Raw genomic sequence first — 17,328 nt, 5'->3', positions numbered from 1 at the left:
TGTAAAAACACTTATTTTCTTTCCCTTTATCTCTGTTTTAAATAATCTTTTTCTATTTTTTTACAGACGATATCTAGCCTCTTATAACACTCTCTCATTCCTGCTAAATATCGCACTTTTGGCTCTATTTCTTTAAATTTAGACATATTACATCCAAATAATTCCTTTACTTTATTGTTTTTCGCCTGTGGTTCTAAAAAATCATATTTCTTTGATAAATATTCCACTTTTTTGTTAAATTCGTTTAATGGCTTTGTGATACTCTCTTTGCTAATTTCATCAGCTTTTAGTCCAAGTATTTTCCCTACAACCAAATCATCATTAAAGTCTTTTAAAATGGCTTTATCTGTTACTGCTCGTGGGATTATCTCTTTTACTATGCCATTAAATTCTATCCCCTTTTTATCGTTATCAAATGCTAGTATTATATTTGCATTTGTAGCTTTTTCATTTAGATAACTAAATACTTCTTTTTGACTACTTGATATTTGCCCATTTGTTGAGCATAAAATAGTTTCTTTTAAATTTAACTTTTTTAGTTCACAATATGACAAAGCATCTATTGCACTCTCGCAAATTACAATATATTTAAAGTTTTTTAAATTTTTTTGTGAGTCGTCCCCTTTTAAAATTTCCAATCCTTTGTTTCCGTTACACAGCTGTTTAATTGGCTTATCATAAGGATTTCCTTGCCTATCTTTGCTAAGAGGTCTTGAAAGGTAACTAACACTTCCTGTTTGGATTAAAAATCCAATTTCTTTCTCTCTATTGCGAAAGCTTTTATAAGTGTAACTTGGTACTATGGCATTTGCATATTTTTCATCTTGTTTTAACATACTAAAACTATTTAAAATTTGGAGATCAATTTTCCTTTTGGCTACTAAAAATGAATTGTTTGCAATAGTAGGTAATTTTTTAAAGTCTTCTATTACTTTTTTATTGCTTTGATTTGTTGTTTCTATCGGTTTTATATTGCTTTTTAATTCGTTTATATTTATTCTGTCGCTGTTTATTAGTTCTCTTATTTCTACACCGCGATTCTTTGCAAAATTATAAATATTTCCCCTATCGTCATTGTCGCTTGGATTAAAATACAAATAATGCCCATTGGTTTGGCGTGATATAACTATTGTATCATCTTGATCGTTTGTAAGAGTCTTATAGTTTCTGCTACTCTTATTTCTCTTCTCGTAGTAACCGTTATTTTTTAAAATTTCATCCAATGGAAGTTCTACTAAATTTTCTTTTTTTACTTCCATCACGATTTTAATCCTTATTTACCCAACAATCTTTTTTAATATCTTCTACTTTATAATAAGTTTTGCAAAACTCTGAGTTTGATCTTTTGCAAAATTTACTACTACTTGTGTTAACTATTAAATTTTTAAAGCCTTTTGCTTTTAAATTATTGTATTCATCTTTTGAAATATTTGTATAAGCCTTTCCACTAGACCATTCTATACTAGAATACCATCTAGTATTTTTACATACATTTTTTGGCTTAACATTTGTGTATTTATGATTATAAAGAGCATTACAAAATGCTGGAAGTGATGTTTTTGGTCTATATTTATACTCAACACAACGACAACGGTGTTTGCCACAACTCTTTTTTATACATTCTGTATCAGGATTATTATTTAGCCATTTTGCAGTACACTGATCGGCATTCAAATTAGGCAAAACATTATCTCTTAAATCCGCAAATACTTTATCGTCGACTGCAGATGAGCCAACAGGACAAAGTCTTAAAAAGTTTCTTCTTGCATTAATAGTGTCTTTCCATTTTTTCTTATGAATAGAAAAATATCTTTTTATTGATGAACTACATTCGCTTGGTCGCGTTCCGCTACTTAAACACAAAATAGCTTCACAAGCAAGTTTTGTGTCGCCAGTTAGTATATCCCCTGCGTTTATGCTATTTGCTAAAGATAAAGCTATAGTTATTGCCAAAACTAGTTTTTTCATTTCTAATCCTTTGCTAAATTTTGCATTTCTTCTTCGTGTATTATGCTCTCGATTGGCTCTAAATTTGAAGAAAGCATATTTTCGGTTTTGTTTGGATCGCAAACGTCTTTTTTATTCCCTTTTTGATTTAGCCAATAAAATTCTTTAACTCTAACTTCCCAAATATATCTCGTATTTCCGTTATTATCTATATATTCGTCTGTTGCTAATTCCCCTGAGCATAAAAATTGAGAGCCTTGTTTGAAGTATTGATTTACTACTTCTGCCGTTTTGCCAAATAGTTTAATAGGTATCCAATCTGTATGTTCTACTCTGTTTCCATTACTATCTGTCCATTTTTTGGTTATTGCCAATGAATTACTTGCTATTACATTTCCTGCGTTACTATATCTTAATTCAAAATCTCTTCCTAGATATCCACATAAATCAACTTTATTCATTTTAATTACTCCTTTTAAATATAAATTTTGGAAGTCCTAGTTCATCTTTTGGTAGCTGTTTTGTTTCGGGTTCAAATATATCATCATTGCGTTTATATTCGACTACACTTTTATTAAAACTCTCTTCAGTTAAATTTTTATTACTGTTATTATATAACTGTCTACTTGATGCCATTGTACTTGCATAATTAATGTTTAGCTCATATTGATGTTGTAAATTTTCTAAAATTTTAAGCAGTAATGAGTTTGTAAGTGCTTGGGCTTGTTTTTGATTGTTTGCCTTACTTAGTTGTTTTGCGAATTTATTTAAATCGTCATTCATTTTTGCTTTTGAGTATGAATTTGTTTTATCTCCTTTGTGAAATACATCTTCAAATGCCAATAATGCATCAGTCTTTGTTGCATTCTCTCTTGCTTGTAAAAATTTTTCCGCATTTTTAATATTTGCAATCTGAGCTTTATAGTTTGCTCTTTCTATTGGATCAATGGATGCATTCATCTTGGCGGTTATTTCTTCTATACTTTTGCTTAAATTTACTCCATTCCTTAGTGCTGATGTGCATTGATTTATTTTGCTTGTTAGTTTATTGCTTGAAGTCTTAACCGATATTCCAAAAAATTGACTATTTGTTTCTAAAAACGAACAAGCCATTTTAACTCTTGCCACGTCGCCCATAATATCTTCTGGAATATTTTTAACGCTACTATAGATGTCTTTCATTGAATTGATCATCTGTGTTACATCTCCTAGTATTTGATTAACATCATTCATATCAACACCTAATTCTTTCATTTGTTTTTCAAAGTTTAATGTGTCTTGAACCATTTGCTCATATTGTTTAATTTGTTCCGCATAATCTTTTAAAGTTTGAGTATATCCAACTACAGCTTGTGCAATCGCAGCAACATCTATCGTTGGAATTCCGCCAGCATTTAAATTATTCAAATATAGTGAAGTAGCAATACTTAGTGCTATTAATGTTTTTTTCATTTGATATCCCTTATCTTCCTTTAAAGTTATTGCTAAGCATTAAATCTTTATCATTTGTCTTTTGCATTTTTTCAAAAGATTTTGGATAATGTGTTTTAAATCTAATTTTGTTTATATTTTTTCCTATTTTAAATTCGTGATAAGATTTAATTATAGTTTTTATATCTGCATTTAATGTTTTCTTTTGAAGATTACTTTCATTTTGCATAAGTTTAAATTCATTTTTTAATTCTTTGTATAATTTTGGATTTTCTTCTTGAAATATTTTATTTTGTTCTTGTTCTGGCATATCAATTATTTTAACATTGTTAAACATATGTTCATAAGCTTTATTGCGATCATAAGATTCGCTTGCAACAGCCAAAGCTTGATTTAAGTCAATATATTTTTCTTCTTGAGTTTGTTTATTACTGTTGTCTAAAATTTCTTTTATGTATTCCAGTTTTTCTTTAGGTGTTTTATTACTATATGGAGTTATTTCTTCGTTATTTTGTTGCATTTATCTTTCTTTCCCTTTTGATTGCTCTTTTTTTGCTTCTTTTGTACTTTTGTTTAAAATTTTATTTTTTGTTTGTTTTAAAGTATCATTTATTTTTTTATAAAATTTAGGATAATTTTCTTTGAAATTTGGAGTTTCTTTCTCTATGTTGCTTATCATTGTTTTTAATTTTTCATATCCTTTAACATCTAATCCTTTTTTGGTTTCTTTTTCATATGTACTTTGTAGTTTAGTATAATTTATTTGCTCATTTTCCATAGTTGTTAAACCATTTTTAACCTTTTTTTGTTCTTTATATACTTCTTTTACCAAATCCCCTACAGCTTCTTTAAATTTAGGACTATCAAATGCCATTTCTAGTTTTTCTTTACGTTGTTTGTCTTTAGTTTCGCTTTCTTCTTTCCCTTGTTTTAACATCATTTCTAGACTTCTATCCATTTCCTGTAATGCCGTAATTACACCATTTATCCCATCGCTGTTCATTAAATTGTCTATAGACTTTTGAAAATTTGCTTCAAGCTTTGATTGTTGTTCTTTTAATGCTTCTAGCTCTTTTTCGTGTTGTAGCTCAAGTTCTTTAGCTCTTTTATCCCAGTCATCTTGTTCGGCTGAGTTACCTTGATTTTGCTTCTTGCCTTGTTCTTCTTGGTTTTCTTTCCCTTTTTCTGTTTCGCTAGTATTGTCTTTTAAATTTTCATTTTTTATCTCTTTTTCTTTGGCTTTTATTTGCTCGTCTAATTTTTCTTTTTCTTTTAAAATTTCCAAGCTCTCTTTTAAATTCTGATTATTTTCTATATTATCCAACTTGTTTTTTAAAAATTCTCTTTTTTGTTTTGGGCTTTTAAATTCGTTTAGTTCTGCTTGTTTTTCTTGTATTTTCTTATCTATTTTTTCTTTTTTTTCTAATGTTTTAATGGCTTGTTTTGCATCTTTACTTAAATGTTCGTTTGAAGAATTAAAGCTTTGCTGTGCTTGTTTTTTCTTCTTTTCGTTTTCTTTCAATTCTGATTCATTATTTTTTTGTTCTAATGATTCATATGCTTCTTGCTCTTGAAGATAGCTCCATTCATTAAGTTGCTCTTGTGTTAGTTTGTCGATCATCTTTTAGTCCTATTATTGATTTAATTCATAGTGTTAATTTTAGACAAACACTTTTAAGGTATTTTACTTCTAATCAAATTTAAAATAGCTGTAAAAAGTGGCACACAAAAAACAAAAAAACGGCTAAAATTTAAAAATGCTCACAAATGCCTTTTAAATGCTATACAATTAAAATTAAACTTTTTTCGTATATTTTCCTTACTTTTTATTTTTAAGCCCTAAAACACCCCTTAAAATTAATCAAAATTGCCAACAATCATTAAAACATTAAAAAAATATTTTAATCATTCAAATTTTAAAAAATTCCTTTGTCATTAATAATTAAAATAAATTTTTTCTTAGAAAGCAAAAAAATAAAAAAATCTATACTAAAACTATAATTTAATATTTTTTTAAGTTTTGTCAAATTTAAATAAAATTTAAAAATTCTAAATTTCTAAACTCTCCAATATTTAATTTCTTTTCCCTTTTTAAATTTGTATTTTTTATATATAGTAAGGGCTGGAACATTTTGTAAAAACTTAAACTTTTATTCTAATTTTTGCTTAATCCTTTAAAAACCTTTAAATGCTATGTTGTGTTCTTATTTTTAGACTTGAACCTTAATTTAAAAAATCGTTTTATCGGAACATTTTGTAATTCTTAGTATAAATTTAGATTATTTTTAAGCTATTTTTAATATATTAATCCCTTTATTATGGACTTTAAGCTTTGAAATATTATTTTATATTATTTTTAAATCTTAAATTATACTATTAATTTAATATTATAATAAAATATTTATTTATATTAAGGGAATAATGCTTATATGTTAAATTTACTTATTGAGATTTTTTTGCTAAAATCTACTTATGAAAAATTTACCAAAAAATAGAAATATTTATATTCAAAAAGGCAGGTTTTATGTTGACCATCAAAAAGATGGTGAGAGAATTCGTCGCTCTACTGGTATTAAAAAGTCTGCTCTTGCATTTGATTTTATACGTAAAAATTATGATAGGTTTATAGGTTCTAAGGCTGAACTTGAAAAAGCTAGGCGTGATTATTATGAGCTTGAGAATTCCCAAGTCGATCGTCAACTAAGAAAAACAGAAAATGAATTAAAGCCTATAAAAAATAGTAGCGAGTTTAGTTTTGATAGTGTGATTAATAATTTGCTTCAAGAAAAATCTTTTTTAAAAGACAAAACTATTAAGCTTTATGGTGTTATGAGTAATGCTGTTAGTGATTTTTTAGAATATAAAGGCATCCATTATTTACCTGATTTTAAAAGGCATCATAGTGTTGAATTTGTTCAATTTTTTAAGGATAAAGGCTTAAAAGATAGTTCTATTAGTGGCTATTGCTCCTTTTTAAAAATGTTATTTCGCTATGCTGTAAATAATGATTTAATCTCAAAAAACCCGTTTTACATGCCAAGATTCAAACAACAATATGATAATGTGAACGATGAAAAATTTACACCTTTTAGCCTTGAAGAAATTTTGGAACTTATAAAAAATGCGAACGATGAAGAACTACGCTTATTTTTGATAGTTGCTTTTTTTACAGGTGCTAGAACTGGCGAGATTTTCGCTCTTACTTTTGGTGATTTAGATTTTGAAAATAGACAAATTCGCATTAATAAAACACTTTCTGATGTTGGTATTGTGGATTCTCCAAAAACCAAAACAAGCAATCGCACGATTGATATGCTTAGCATCGTTCATAAAGAGCTTATAAAGCTAGATGCAAGTGATAAAAATAAAAGAATTTTTAGGCGTTCTCGTTCAATGATAAGGATTAAATTTAATGATTTGCAAGAAAAACTTGGCTATAATATACGCAGACTTTACGACACTAGGCATTCATTTGCATCCGTTATGTTAAGTCGTGGTGAGGAGCCGATGTGGGTTGGTTGCAAAATGATGGGTCATAAGGATTTGAATGAAACTTATCGCTCATATGCAAAATATTTGCCAAAAGAAGTCAAGCAAAGGGCTGTTTTTTTAAATGATATTGTCATTTAAAATTTATTTTTAGTCATATTTTTAGAAAACCATGCTATAATATCGATAAAATTTAATAAAAATAGAATAATTTTCACTTCTTTTAATGTGTTTAAAGCCCTATTTCAGGGTATTAAAGCTTAATAAATTTAAATTAAATTCTTTGTCTATTTTTTTAGCTTTTTTAATAAATTTAATTAGATTTCCTGTAATTAAAATAAAATCTCCGATTTTAATTTCAAATTTATCAAGAAAATCTTCCATATATAACATCTCCAATAAAAAATAAATCAGAAAAGATAATTTTAAAAAAATATTCAACTTATTAAATTTATCAAAATATTATATAATAAAATTAATATAAGAGATATTAACAATATAAAAAGTTGAATTAGAAAAATAATATGATTAAATAATATAAATTATTTTTCTAATATTTAGGTATTAAAAGTAATGAATGAATATATATTAATAGGTTTAATTTCTGGTCTTGGTAGTATAGTTTTATGTTTATTTTTTAATTTAATAAAAATTAAACATCTAAAAAAGCAATACACATCAAAAATTTTTGAACTAGAAAATACTATAAGTGCAAATAATGAGATTTTTAAAGATAAAAAAGAACAATTGAAAAATCATATTCTAAATTTAGAAGAAGATGTTAGAACTAGGCAAAAAGAGATTGAGATTTTAAAAAATGTCAAAAATGGATTTGATGAACAAAATAGACAGTTTAGTACTGAGATAATGAGGCTAAATAGCGAAAATGCAAAAATTTTAGCTATAAAAAGTTTAGATGATGAAAAGATAAGGGATCTAACCCTAAAAATAGGCGAATTTGAGATAAAAAATCGTGATTTGATAGGTAAAAAAACTGAGTTAGAAACAAAACTTGAGTTTATAACAAAAGAACTTGATAAGATAGCTTTAGAAAATAAAAAATTAGATGATTTAAATCGTAGTTTTGAGATAGAAAAAAGAGATAATATAAATAAGATAGATGCTATAAATATGGTAGTTTCATCGCTAGAAAACGACAAGAAAAATCTAATCCAAACAAATAACGAACTAAATGAAAAAAATAATGCTTTATCTAACGAATACGATAGGCTTAAAATCACACTTAACGAGCAAATGAATGATGTAAGCAATAAAGTCAAAGCAATGTATGATAGAAGCAATGAGCGTGATTATAAGGCAAATCGCTTTGCTGGGGAGTATTTTGAAAAGACAATAGAACAAATGCTTATAAATGGTGGTATGGTTAAGGATATCACTTATTTTGCTCAAAAAGTAGATGGTGCTTTAAGACCTGACTTTAAGATAGTGCTTCCAAATAATAAATTTATAATAATAGATGCAAAAAACAATATAGAAAACTATAATAAAATGGTAGCTATCATAACAAATCCACAATCAAACGAAGAAAAGATAAAACAAGCTAAGTCTGAATTTGCTACTACTATGAAAAATACGGTTTTGGGCTTTGGAAAAAAAGGGTATAACTCGGGAAGTGGCGATATATACCCTACTTTGTTTATGTGTGTGCCTTATGAGATATACTCTTATTTAAGCTATATGCAACCCGATATTTTGGGCTTTGCTAATGAGAAAAATATCGAGATAGTAGAGCCTACTCATATAAGAATGATAGTAAATATTGCGATTGATTTTTGGTCTGTGTTTAATAGTATTAAGACACTAGGAAAGACTCTTAGAGTGATAGAAGATGCAAAATCAAGGGGTATTTTGGCTGAAGAAGCGTTTAATGAGTTGGTTCAAGAAGTAGATAAATATACAGAAAAATTAAAATCATCTGTGGATAATTGCAATAAAAAACTATTTAAATCTCAAGGTGTATATAGTACTTTAAATCGTATAGATATAGAAAAAACAGAAGATGTTGCTGACCTTAACGATGATGAGATAGTAAAATATATATCAGCTAAATAATATTTTTTATTTTAAGGATTACTAAAATTTTACTATATTTTAAGTAACATTTTAGTAAAATCCAAGTTCGCTCCTTCTTAGACCTGTGCAATGCTATTTATAGGCACCGCTTCAGGGTGGGAACACAGCAGAGCACTTATATTTAGTGTGTGCCGCAGTTATCTGAGAAGGGGTCTTTTAAAGAAAAATGCTTATCAAAGTCATCACATACACTTAGAAAATCAACTCCATCTATTTTTGGCTTTTCATTAAAAAATTTCTGCATTTTTTCAAATCCATCAATTAATTCTTTTGACTTTACACCATAACTTATAGATATACCAGCCTCTATATAAGCTGCTAATTTATCACAATATTTCAAAGCTTTGCCATCTATTGCATTGTATTTATCTTCGTTATAATTTTCCATAGTTCCTTGTGTAAGTGTTATGAAATTGTCAAAAATTCTATTTTCAAACTCATCTTTTATAAATTTTCCATTTTCTTTTCTAATACCTAAAATATATGAAAATTCATCTTTATAGAAATTTGGAACAAATGGTAAAATTTGCTCATCTATAAGTCTCATTTCATAATCACTTATTATCTCATTTAAACCTTGAATACCGTATTTGACAGGGCTTATGATATCTCTAGTTAAACTTTCTGGCAAATCATGGAATAAAGCACAAAAGAAGTTATTTTCAAGCCTTTTATCGCAAGCTTTAACTTTTATAGAATAAAAATAGCTAAGTATAGCAACAACTAGCATATGCCCTAAAACAGCTGTTTCTGGTATCCTAGGTGTTTGAGCCCATCTTTTTTGAAATCTAAGTCTTCCACTTAGATCAACTAATCTAGCTAATTTTTGATTCATAGCTATTTTTCTAACGCCTATTAGTTCATAATAGTCTTCAAGCTCTTCTTCAACTTTGCGTTTTACTTCATCTATGTCGCTTAAAAATTGGCTAGTTTGATAGACTATGCTAAACTCCCACCTTGTAGCAAGATAGCTAGCAGCTCTTAATATAAGACGCTCTTTTGTGTGGTCTTTTTCGCTACTTAAAAGATATTTTTTTAACTTTTCAAAAAATCTACCATCATCAATATCACTAACGATATTTTCTAGCTTATTTATAACCCAGTCGTTAACTTCTTCTTTTTTATTTTTTTGTATATAGTGAAAAACATCAGGGCGAATATCAGTAACAACAACACGGCTTAAAAACTCAAAAATTCCAGCTTCAATAATATAATTTATATCAACATCATTTTCTAATTTTGCAATAAAATAAGCGATGATAAACTTATGAGCTTGTTTATCAAGCTCAACTAAATTTGTCATTTTTGGATAGTCATTCCATCTTGAAATGGAAGCCGCTTTTAGTATATGTTCTATCAGTTTCGCACTTACCATTTTTTTAATCTTTTTTAACTATATTTGGTTGTTTATCATTTTCGTATTGTATCTTTCTATAGCCATCTCTTGAGCCACCTCTGTTGTCGCCTCTAGAGTTGTTTCCTCTATCGCCTCTATCCCTATCATTTCCTCTAAAATTTCCTCTATCTCTATCACCACCCCTAAAATTTCCTCTATCGCCTCTATCCCTATCATTTCCTCTAAAAGAATCTCTTCTATCATTACTACGTCTAGGAGCAAAATCTCTTTTTCTATCATTTTCACGCTCATTTATGCGTCTAGCACCGGCACTTCTATTGTCTTGTCTGGTTTCAGCTTCAACTTTTTTCTCTTTTATAAAGCTTTCAGAACATATTTCAACAACAGTATGAACATTTCCACGAGGATTAAAATCACCTACTATTTTCATCCATTTTGGTTGAATTTTTTTCTCTATCGCAGAATATATCTCATTTATACTATCTTCATGGCTAATTTTTCTACTCATAAAGCTATTTATATAAAGCTTTATAGCTTTTAACTCTACTACTAATTTATCTGGAATATAATCAACATAAATAGTAGCAAAATCAGGATATCCTGAACGAGGACAAAGACAACAAAACTCAGGTAGAGTTATCCTTATAACAAACTCTCTTTCGTTTTTGTTTTCCCAAACTTCTAAATCTCTTTCAACATCAAATTCTTTTATAATTTCTTCACCGTATTGCATTTTTTTCCTTAAATTTTTTAAACTTCTTTTGGTTTTTCTATAAAAAAGCCTTGAATAAAATCAACCTTATTTTCTTTAGCAAATTCTAAAACTTCAGCTTTTTCTACAAACTTTATAATACTTTTTATACCTAATTCTTTACAAATTTCATTAAATTTTAAAAATACATTTTTTATCTTTTCTTTTTCATAATTTTTACTTATAGAAATGTCATAAATTATGTAATCAATTTTTAAATTTAAAAAATATGTAAAAAAGCTATTTTTACCTCCAAAATGACTGATAGCAAAACTAAAACCTAATTTTTTATACATTTTTATAATTTCATCAAATCTTTTAATATGAGTATAAATTTCATGTTCATTAAATTCAAAAATTATATTTTTTGGATCTATATTATTTTTTTCTATAAAATCTTTTAAAAAATTTAAAAATGTATTATTCCTAATACTAACTGCTGAAACATCTAAAATAAATTTTTCATTTTCTTTAATTGTTACTTTTTTAAAAAATTCAGAAAAAATATTTTTATCAAGAGTAATTTCATATCCATTTTTATTGGCAATATCCATAAAAATAGTTTTTGAAATTTTTCCAAAATTGTTTGTTTTTAATATAGGAACAACTGAATAAAGATAAGAATTATCATTTAAACTTATAATCTTTTGAGTTTTAAAGATAAAATTTAAATCATCTATACTTTTACAAACTTCATTTTCATACTCATTTATATTATTATGGCTATATTCATTACCATTTATATCATTTAATAAAAAATTTATACTATTTTTTAAATCTTTTGAATAATTAGCATTGACTAAAGCAAAATTAGTTTTTATTTCAATATCATTTATACCATCATTTTGTATTTTTTTAGAAAAAATATTTAGAATATGTGTAATATATGCCTTATTTGCATTTGCAAAAATTAAAAAATATCCACCACTATATCTTCCAATTTCGCTATCTTTTATTTTATTTTTTTCTAAAAAATCTATTAATTTTCCAACTCCTTTTCTTAAAATTTCATCTCCAAAATTTAATCCATATCTTTGGGAAATATCATCTATATTTTTAAAATTTAATAAAATTAAATTATCGTTTTCATGATATTTTTTTATTTTTTTTGAGATAATTTCTATTATTTTTTTTCTATGAAAAACATCTACAACACTATCAAGCACATTATCTTTAAAACTTTGATACATCATATAAGTAGTAAAGTATACATAGCAAAAAGTAAGCAATGTAAAAAGAATAATATCTTTACTACTTATATTGTTTGTTTTAAAAAATATATATGATAAAAAGGCTATTATAGCAATAAAAGGTAGAGCAATCTTTAAGGCTATTTTAAAACGATGAGATCGCTCTACATTTTGTGCATTTTTCATTAAATATCCAAATGTTTTACATCTTTTGCATGTTCTTGAATATAATTTCTTCTTGGTTCAACTTCATCACCCATAAATAAATTAAATGTATCACTTGCACTTTGTGCATCTTGTATATTTACTTTTAATAAACGTCTATTTTCAGGATTCATAGTAGTTTCCCAAAGCTGGTCAGGGTTCATCTCACCAAGACCTTTATATCTTTGAATTTTTACATTATTTCCTTTTTTGGCATTATCAATAACTTCTTTTAAGACATCTAAAACATCTTTTCCACCAAAATCCATATCTCTTTCAACAATTTTTCTATTTATATGGAGTGCTTCTTCAAATAAAGGATTTGAAAATAAATTATCATTTATATAAAACTCATCAAGGCCGTTTTCTGTTTGAACATAAATTCTAACCTCTTCATCATTTACATATGAGTTTAATATATTATAACCTTTACTTTCAAGATATGTTTTTAAAATTTCAAAAATTTCTTGATATGTTTTTCCTATTATATCTGGATTTTCTATCATATATCTTAAAGCTATAAGTAAGTTAAATCTATTTGCTAGTTCATTTAATACATTATCATAAGCGGCAACTATCTTTAAAAAATCAACTAAATCATTAGTCCCGATTCCTTTAAAATCAATCCCTTCAATCCCTGTTTGAATTAAAAACTCATTTAAAGCTTTATCATCTTTTAGATATACCTCTTTTTTACCTTTTTCATATCTATATAAAGGCGGTTGTGCTAAATATACATAACCATTTTCAACAACTTGATTTAAAAATCTAAAGAAGAATGTTAAAAGTAGTGTTTGGATATGGCTTCCGTCAACATCGGCATCTGTCATTATGATTATTTTATTATATCTTAATTTTTCAGCATCAAACTCTTCACCTATGCCACAACCAAGTGCTGTTATCATATTTTTTATTTCATCTGATTTTAAAATTTTATCAAGTCTTGATTTTTCAACATTTAAAATTTTACCTTTTAAAGGAAGTATAGCTTGAAAAACTCTATCACGACCTTGTTTTGCAGAACCACCAGCAGAATCGCCCTCAACCAAATAAAGCTCACTTATAGTTGGATCTTTACTTTGACAATCAGCCAATTTTCCAGGTAAAGTTCCTACACTAAAACTCTCTTTTTTGCGGGTTAAATCTCTTGCTTTTTTAGCAGCTTCTCTACCACGAGCAGCCATTAAAGCCTTATTCATTATAGCTTTTGCTTCTATAGGATTTTCTTCAAAATATTTAGTTAGAACTTCAAAAGTCATCTTTTGAACTATTGGTTTTACATAGCTTGAGCCAAGTTTTCCTTTTGTTTGACCTTCAAATTGTGGTTCAGGAACCTTAACACTTACAACAGCTATAAGACCCTCTCTTATATCTTCGCCTGTTATTTTTGTATCTTTTTCTCTGGCTGAAGCATTAGCTGATATATAATTTGTTATAACTCTAGTTAAACCAGCTCTAAAACCAGCTTCATGTGTTCCACCATCTGGGGTTTTGATATTGTTTACAAAACTAAGTAAATTTTCACTATATGTTTCATTATATATAAGTGCAAAATCAACTATAACATCTTCTTCACCACCACTAAAAGATACAGCTTTGCTTACAGCATTTGATTTATTTAAATCATTTACAAAGCTTTCAAGACCACCTTCAAATTTATAAGTTTCACTAAATCCAATTCTACTATCTTTGAAATTTATAGTTATTTTTGGATTTAAATATGCTAATTCTTTAAATCTTTTTGCAAGTATATTTTTATCAAAATCAGTAACTTCAAAAATACTATCATCTACCCAAAACTCAACAGAAGTTCCTGTTCTATTTGTAGTTTTTACTACTTCAAGATCTGTTACTGGTATACCTTTTGAAAACTCTTGTCTATGTAAATTTCCATCTCTTTTGATATTTAAAACCAATTTTTTTGATAATGCATTTACAACAGATACACCAACACCATGAAGACCACCTGAAACTTTATAAGTATCTTTATCAAACTTACCACCAGCGTGTAAAACTGTTAAAACAATAGTAGCTGCTGGAATTTTTTCTGTTGGATGCATATCTACAGGAATACCACGACCGTTATCTGTAACTATAACACTACCTTCTGTTGTAATTTCAACATTTATAGTATCACAATAACCAGCCATAGCCTCATCTATAGAGTTATCTACAACCTCATATATCATATGATGAAGACCATTTATGTTTGTATCACCGATATACATACCTGGTCTTTTTCTAACGGCTTCTAGCCCCTTTAATACTTTAATACTTCCTGCACCGTATGCTTTATTTTCTATTTCAGACATTATTTCTCTTTCTTAATTTTTATAATACTATAGGCATTAATACTGTTTTTAGATCTTTAGAAGTTACTGTAAATGCTAAATTCGAATCATTAAATCCAAGTTCAAACTCATCTTCTTCTATACTTGATAAGAAATCAAGTAAAAATCTATTTCTAAGTCCTATTGTTATATCCTCTTCAAGTCCTGTTTGATATTCTATTGTAGTTTTTGCTTCAGAATTATCTTCTATAACACTTTCAAATGTTATATTTTCTTTTGAGAATGTAACTTTCATAGTTTCACTAAGTATTGATATAGTTTTTATACCATCTATCATCTTATCTCTACTTAGTTTTAATCTATTTTTAACTTCTTTTGGAATTACTCTTTCATAGTCTGGATATTTTCCATTTATTAGTTTTGTATAAAACTCAAAATTAGAACTTTGTGCTATTAATGTGTTTTCATCATAGTAAATTTCTATTTTATCAAAAAATAGCTTTTGCATTTCACTTATTGCTTTTTTTGGAATTATTATTGAAAATTCATTTTGAGTTGGAGTTTCTAGTTTAAAAATACTTAATCTTTTAGAGTCAGTTCCTACTATGTTTATGTAATTTTCTTTTATATCTATTAAAGCACCTGTTAACTCTCTTTTGCTATTTCCTTGTTCTATATTTGGAAGTATTTTTTTAAGACTTCTACCAAATAAAACAGCATCTATGTCAAATTTATTTTTACCTTCTATCTTTGGAAAATTTGGAAAGTCTTCAAATTTATACATAGGAAGTTTATATTTTGAATTTTTTTGTTTTATATATAGATAGTTATTCATAGTTTCTAAAATAACTTCATCATCTTTTAAACTTCTTATTATGTCCAATAATTTTTTACCATTTGCAGTAGCTGTTCCCTCATCTACTATTTTTACATTTGTTAGTTTATATGATAAACCTATTTCATAATCAGTAGCTTTTATATTTAAAACAGAATCTTGTGCTGATATAACTATATGAGATGTTATTACACTTAGATCTTTTTTTTCTAAATATGGGTTTGTATTTGTTACTATGCTTTCAAGGACATTTTTATTAATAAAAACTTTCATATTTTGCCTTTCTTATTTTTTAAATTTATTTTAGTTTTAATAGTATACTCTGTGAAAATGTGAAAATTACTTTTTCTTGCGAGTATTTCGTTGTTTTCATTGTGAATATTTTTTATTTTTAATTCACATATATTCACAAATTTCATTTTATTTTATCATCCTTTTGTCAAAATTTTATTTTTTATTTCTTCAACTCTAAGTCTAAAAACTTCATTTGTTTTTATAAGCTCATTTATCTTTTTTATATTGTGGCTTATAGCACTGTGATCTTTCATATCAAAGTAATTAGCAAGTTTTGGCATTGAGTTTGGAGTTAAATTTTTTGCTAGATAGATTACTATTCTTCTTGCTTCAACTATGCTTTTTACTCTTGATTTGCTCTTTATATCACTTTGCTTTATATTCATCTCTTTTGCTACTATATCTATGATATTTTCTAGGTTTATATTTTCTCTTTTTTCTTTTATGTGATCTTTTATAACATTTTTTGCAACATCAAGTGTAATCTCTTCGCGTAATAAATTTTGAAAAGCATTTAGTTGTATTATAACGCCTTCTATCTCTCTTATATTATCTCCCATATTAGTTGCTATGTAGTTTATAATATCGCTATTTAACGTTATTTTATTAAACTCACATCTTCTTTCTATGATAGCCACTTTTGTTTCAAGCTCAGGTGGTGTTATATCAGCCATTAAACCCCATTCAAATCTTGAAATCAATCTCTCTTCAAAACCTTTTAAAATTTTTGGTGGTTTATCTGATGTCATTATGATTTGAGCTTTTTTACTATGAAGTTCATTAAATGTGTGAAAAAACTCCTCTTGTATCATATCTGTCTTACCTAAAAACTGAACATCATCTATAAGTAAAAGATCGCAATTTCTGTATTTATCGCGAAATCTATCCATTGTTTTTAATTTTAAATTATTTATATAATCATTGATAAATTGTTCGCTTGTTATATATACGACTGATTTTCCGATATTTAGACAATAATTTCCAACTGATTGGAGTAAGTGTGTTTTTCCAAGACCTGTTGAGCCATATATAAAAATAGGATTAAACTTAACTCCCGGTTCTTCTGATGCTATTTTGCAGTTTAAAAATGCAAATTGATTTGAAGCTCCAACAACAAAATTTTCAAATGTATAAGTAGGATTTAACATTGTGCTTTGAGCTTTTATCTGTTTTATATCTACTTTGTTTATTTTTGATGATTTTAATTTATTTGATAGTGAAATTGTTATTTTTGGTTTTATACCAGTTTTTACTTCAAAAAGATATGCTATTTTTTCTGAATATCTAGTGGTTATAAATTTTGCTATTAGTTCATTTGGAGCATTAAATACTATATTTTCATCTGTTGATGTTTTTTCATTAAATTTTAATTGTTTTATATAGCATTCATACTCTTTTTGGGATATTTGAGTCCCTAGAGTTTCTAAAATTTCATTTGCAAGCAA

14 protein-coding genes, 1 other RNA gene and 1 pseudogene are annotated in these 17,328 nt (G+C 26.9%); 3 read left to right on the top strand and 13 right to left on the bottom strand.

Annotation, left to right across the window (positions count from 1 at the left end):
- Positions 1-26 precede the first annotated feature (26 nt).
- Genes CPIN17260_RS00075 through CPIN17260_RS00050 form a run of 6 tightly spaced genes read right to left on the bottom strand, consistent with a single transcriptional unit; the run spans position 27 to position 4,999 of the window.
- Positions 27-1,259: a toprim domain-containing protein gene (locus CPIN17260_RS00075; RefSeq protein WP_078415334.1), complete on the bottom strand. Its 1,233-nt coding sequence runs from the start codon at positions 1,257-1,259 to the stop codon at positions 27-29.
- Positions 1,260-1,266: 7 nt separating this feature from the next.
- A complete protein-coding gene (locus CPIN17260_RS00070) occupies positions 1,267-1,968 on the bottom strand; it encodes a TrbM/KikA/MpfK family conjugal transfer protein (RefSeq protein ID WP_078415335.1) in 702 nt (233 codons plus the stop codon).
- A 2-nt stretch (positions 1,969-1,970) separates the two neighbouring features.
- Complete coding sequence (locus CPIN17260_RS00065; protein ID WP_078415336.1) at positions 1,971-2,408, bottom strand: single-stranded DNA-binding protein; 438 nt, start codon at positions 2,406-2,408, stop codon at positions 1,971-1,973.
- A gap of 1 nt (position 2,409) precedes the next feature.
- Positions 2,410-3,399, bottom strand: coding sequence for a TrbJ/VirB5 family protein (locus CPIN17260_RS00060; RefSeq protein WP_078415337.1), 990 nt, complete (start codon positions 3,397-3,399; stop codon positions 2,410-2,412).
- Between the two features lie 10 nt (positions 3,400-3,409).
- The gene (locus CPIN17260_RS00055; RefSeq protein WP_078415338.1) at positions 3,410-3,898 is read right to left on the bottom strand and encodes a hypothetical protein; all 489 of its coding nucleotides are present in this window, start codon (positions 3,896-3,898) and stop codon (positions 3,410-3,412) included.
- Positions 3,899-4,999 carry a hypothetical protein gene (locus CPIN17260_RS00050; RefSeq protein WP_078415339.1) on the bottom strand — a complete coding sequence of 367 codons (1,101 nt, stop codon included), beginning with the start codon at positions 4,997-4,999 and terminating at the stop codon, positions 3,899-3,901.
- 851 nt (positions 5,000-5,850) lie between these two features.
- Between CPIN17260_RS00050 and CPIN17260_RS00045 the strand changes: the two genes are divergently transcribed.
- Positions 5,851-7,008 carry a tyrosine-type recombinase/integrase gene (locus CPIN17260_RS00045; protein WP_078415340.1) on the top strand — a complete coding sequence of 386 codons (1,158 nt, stop codon included), beginning with the start codon at positions 5,851-5,853 and terminating at the stop codon, positions 7,006-7,008.
- 99 nt (positions 7,009-7,107) lie between these two features.
- Here CPIN17260_RS00045 and CPIN17260_RS09080 read toward each other — a convergent pair whose 3' ends face one another.
- A complete protein-coding gene (locus CPIN17260_RS09080) occupies positions 7,108-7,251 on the bottom strand; it encodes a hypothetical protein (RefSeq protein WP_157887309.1) in 144 nt (47 codons plus the stop codon).
- 189 nt (positions 7,252-7,440) lie between these two features.
- Here CPIN17260_RS09080 and rmuC point away from each other — a divergent pair, with 189 nt between their 5' ends.
- A complete protein-coding gene (gene rmuC, locus CPIN17260_RS00040; protein WP_078440371.1) occupies positions 7,441-8,940 on the top strand; it encodes a DNA recombination protein RmuC in 1,500 nt (499 codons plus the stop codon).
- Positions 8,941-9,014: 74 nt separating this feature from the next.
- Positions 9,015-9,112: signal recognition particle sRNA small type (gene ffs, locus CPIN17260_RS00035), an RNA gene on the top strand.
- 6 nt (positions 9,113-9,118) lie between these two features.
- Here the strand turns inward: ffs and CPIN17260_RS00030 are convergent.
- The 6 genes and pseudogenes from CPIN17260_RS00030 to dnaA form a co-directional block, all read right to left on the bottom strand.
- Positions 9,119-10,336, bottom strand: a pseudogene (locus CPIN17260_RS00030) (HD domain-containing protein); the annotation flags it as partial.
- A 4-nt stretch (positions 10,337-10,340) separates the two neighbouring features.
- On the bottom strand, positions 10,341-11,051 hold the full coding sequence (queF, locus tag CPIN17260_RS00025; protein WP_078440370.1) for a preQ(1) synthase: 711 nt from the start codon (positions 11,049-11,051) through the stop codon (positions 10,341-10,343).
- 17 nt (positions 11,052-11,068) lie between these two features.
- Positions 11,069-12,445, bottom strand: a complete 1,377-nt coding sequence (locus tag CPIN17260_RS00020; RefSeq protein WP_078440369.1) for an EAL domain-containing protein — start codon at positions 12,443-12,445, stop codon at positions 11,069-11,071.
- Positions 12,445-14,775: a DNA topoisomerase (ATP-hydrolyzing) subunit B gene (gene gyrB / locus CPIN17260_RS00015; protein ID WP_069637857.1), complete on the bottom strand. Its 2,331-nt coding sequence runs from the start codon at positions 14,773-14,775 to the stop codon at positions 12,445-12,447. The genes CPIN17260_RS00020 and gyrB overlap by 1 nt, the downstream gene beginning before the upstream one ends.
- Before the next feature lie 19 nt (positions 14,776-14,794).
- On the bottom strand, positions 14,795-15,862 hold the full coding sequence (dnaN, locus tag CPIN17260_RS00010) for a DNA polymerase III subunit beta (RefSeq protein ID WP_078440368.1): 1,068 nt from the start codon (positions 15,860-15,862) through the stop codon (positions 14,795-14,797).
- Between the two features lie 155 nt (positions 15,863-16,017).
- Positions 16,018-17,328, bottom strand: coding sequence for a chromosomal replication initiator protein DnaA (gene dnaA, locus CPIN17260_RS00005; protein WP_078440367.1), 1,311 nt, complete (start codon positions 17,326-17,328; stop codon positions 16,018-16,020).

Source organism: Campylobacter pinnipediorum subsp. pinnipediorum (genome assembly GCF_002021925.1).
In the GTDB taxonomy this organism is placed as follows: Bacteria; Campylobacterota; Campylobacteria; order Campylobacterales; family Campylobacteraceae; genus Campylobacter_A; species Campylobacter_A pinnipediorum.
This window is presented reverse-complemented; position numbering and strand designations above follow the sequence as displayed.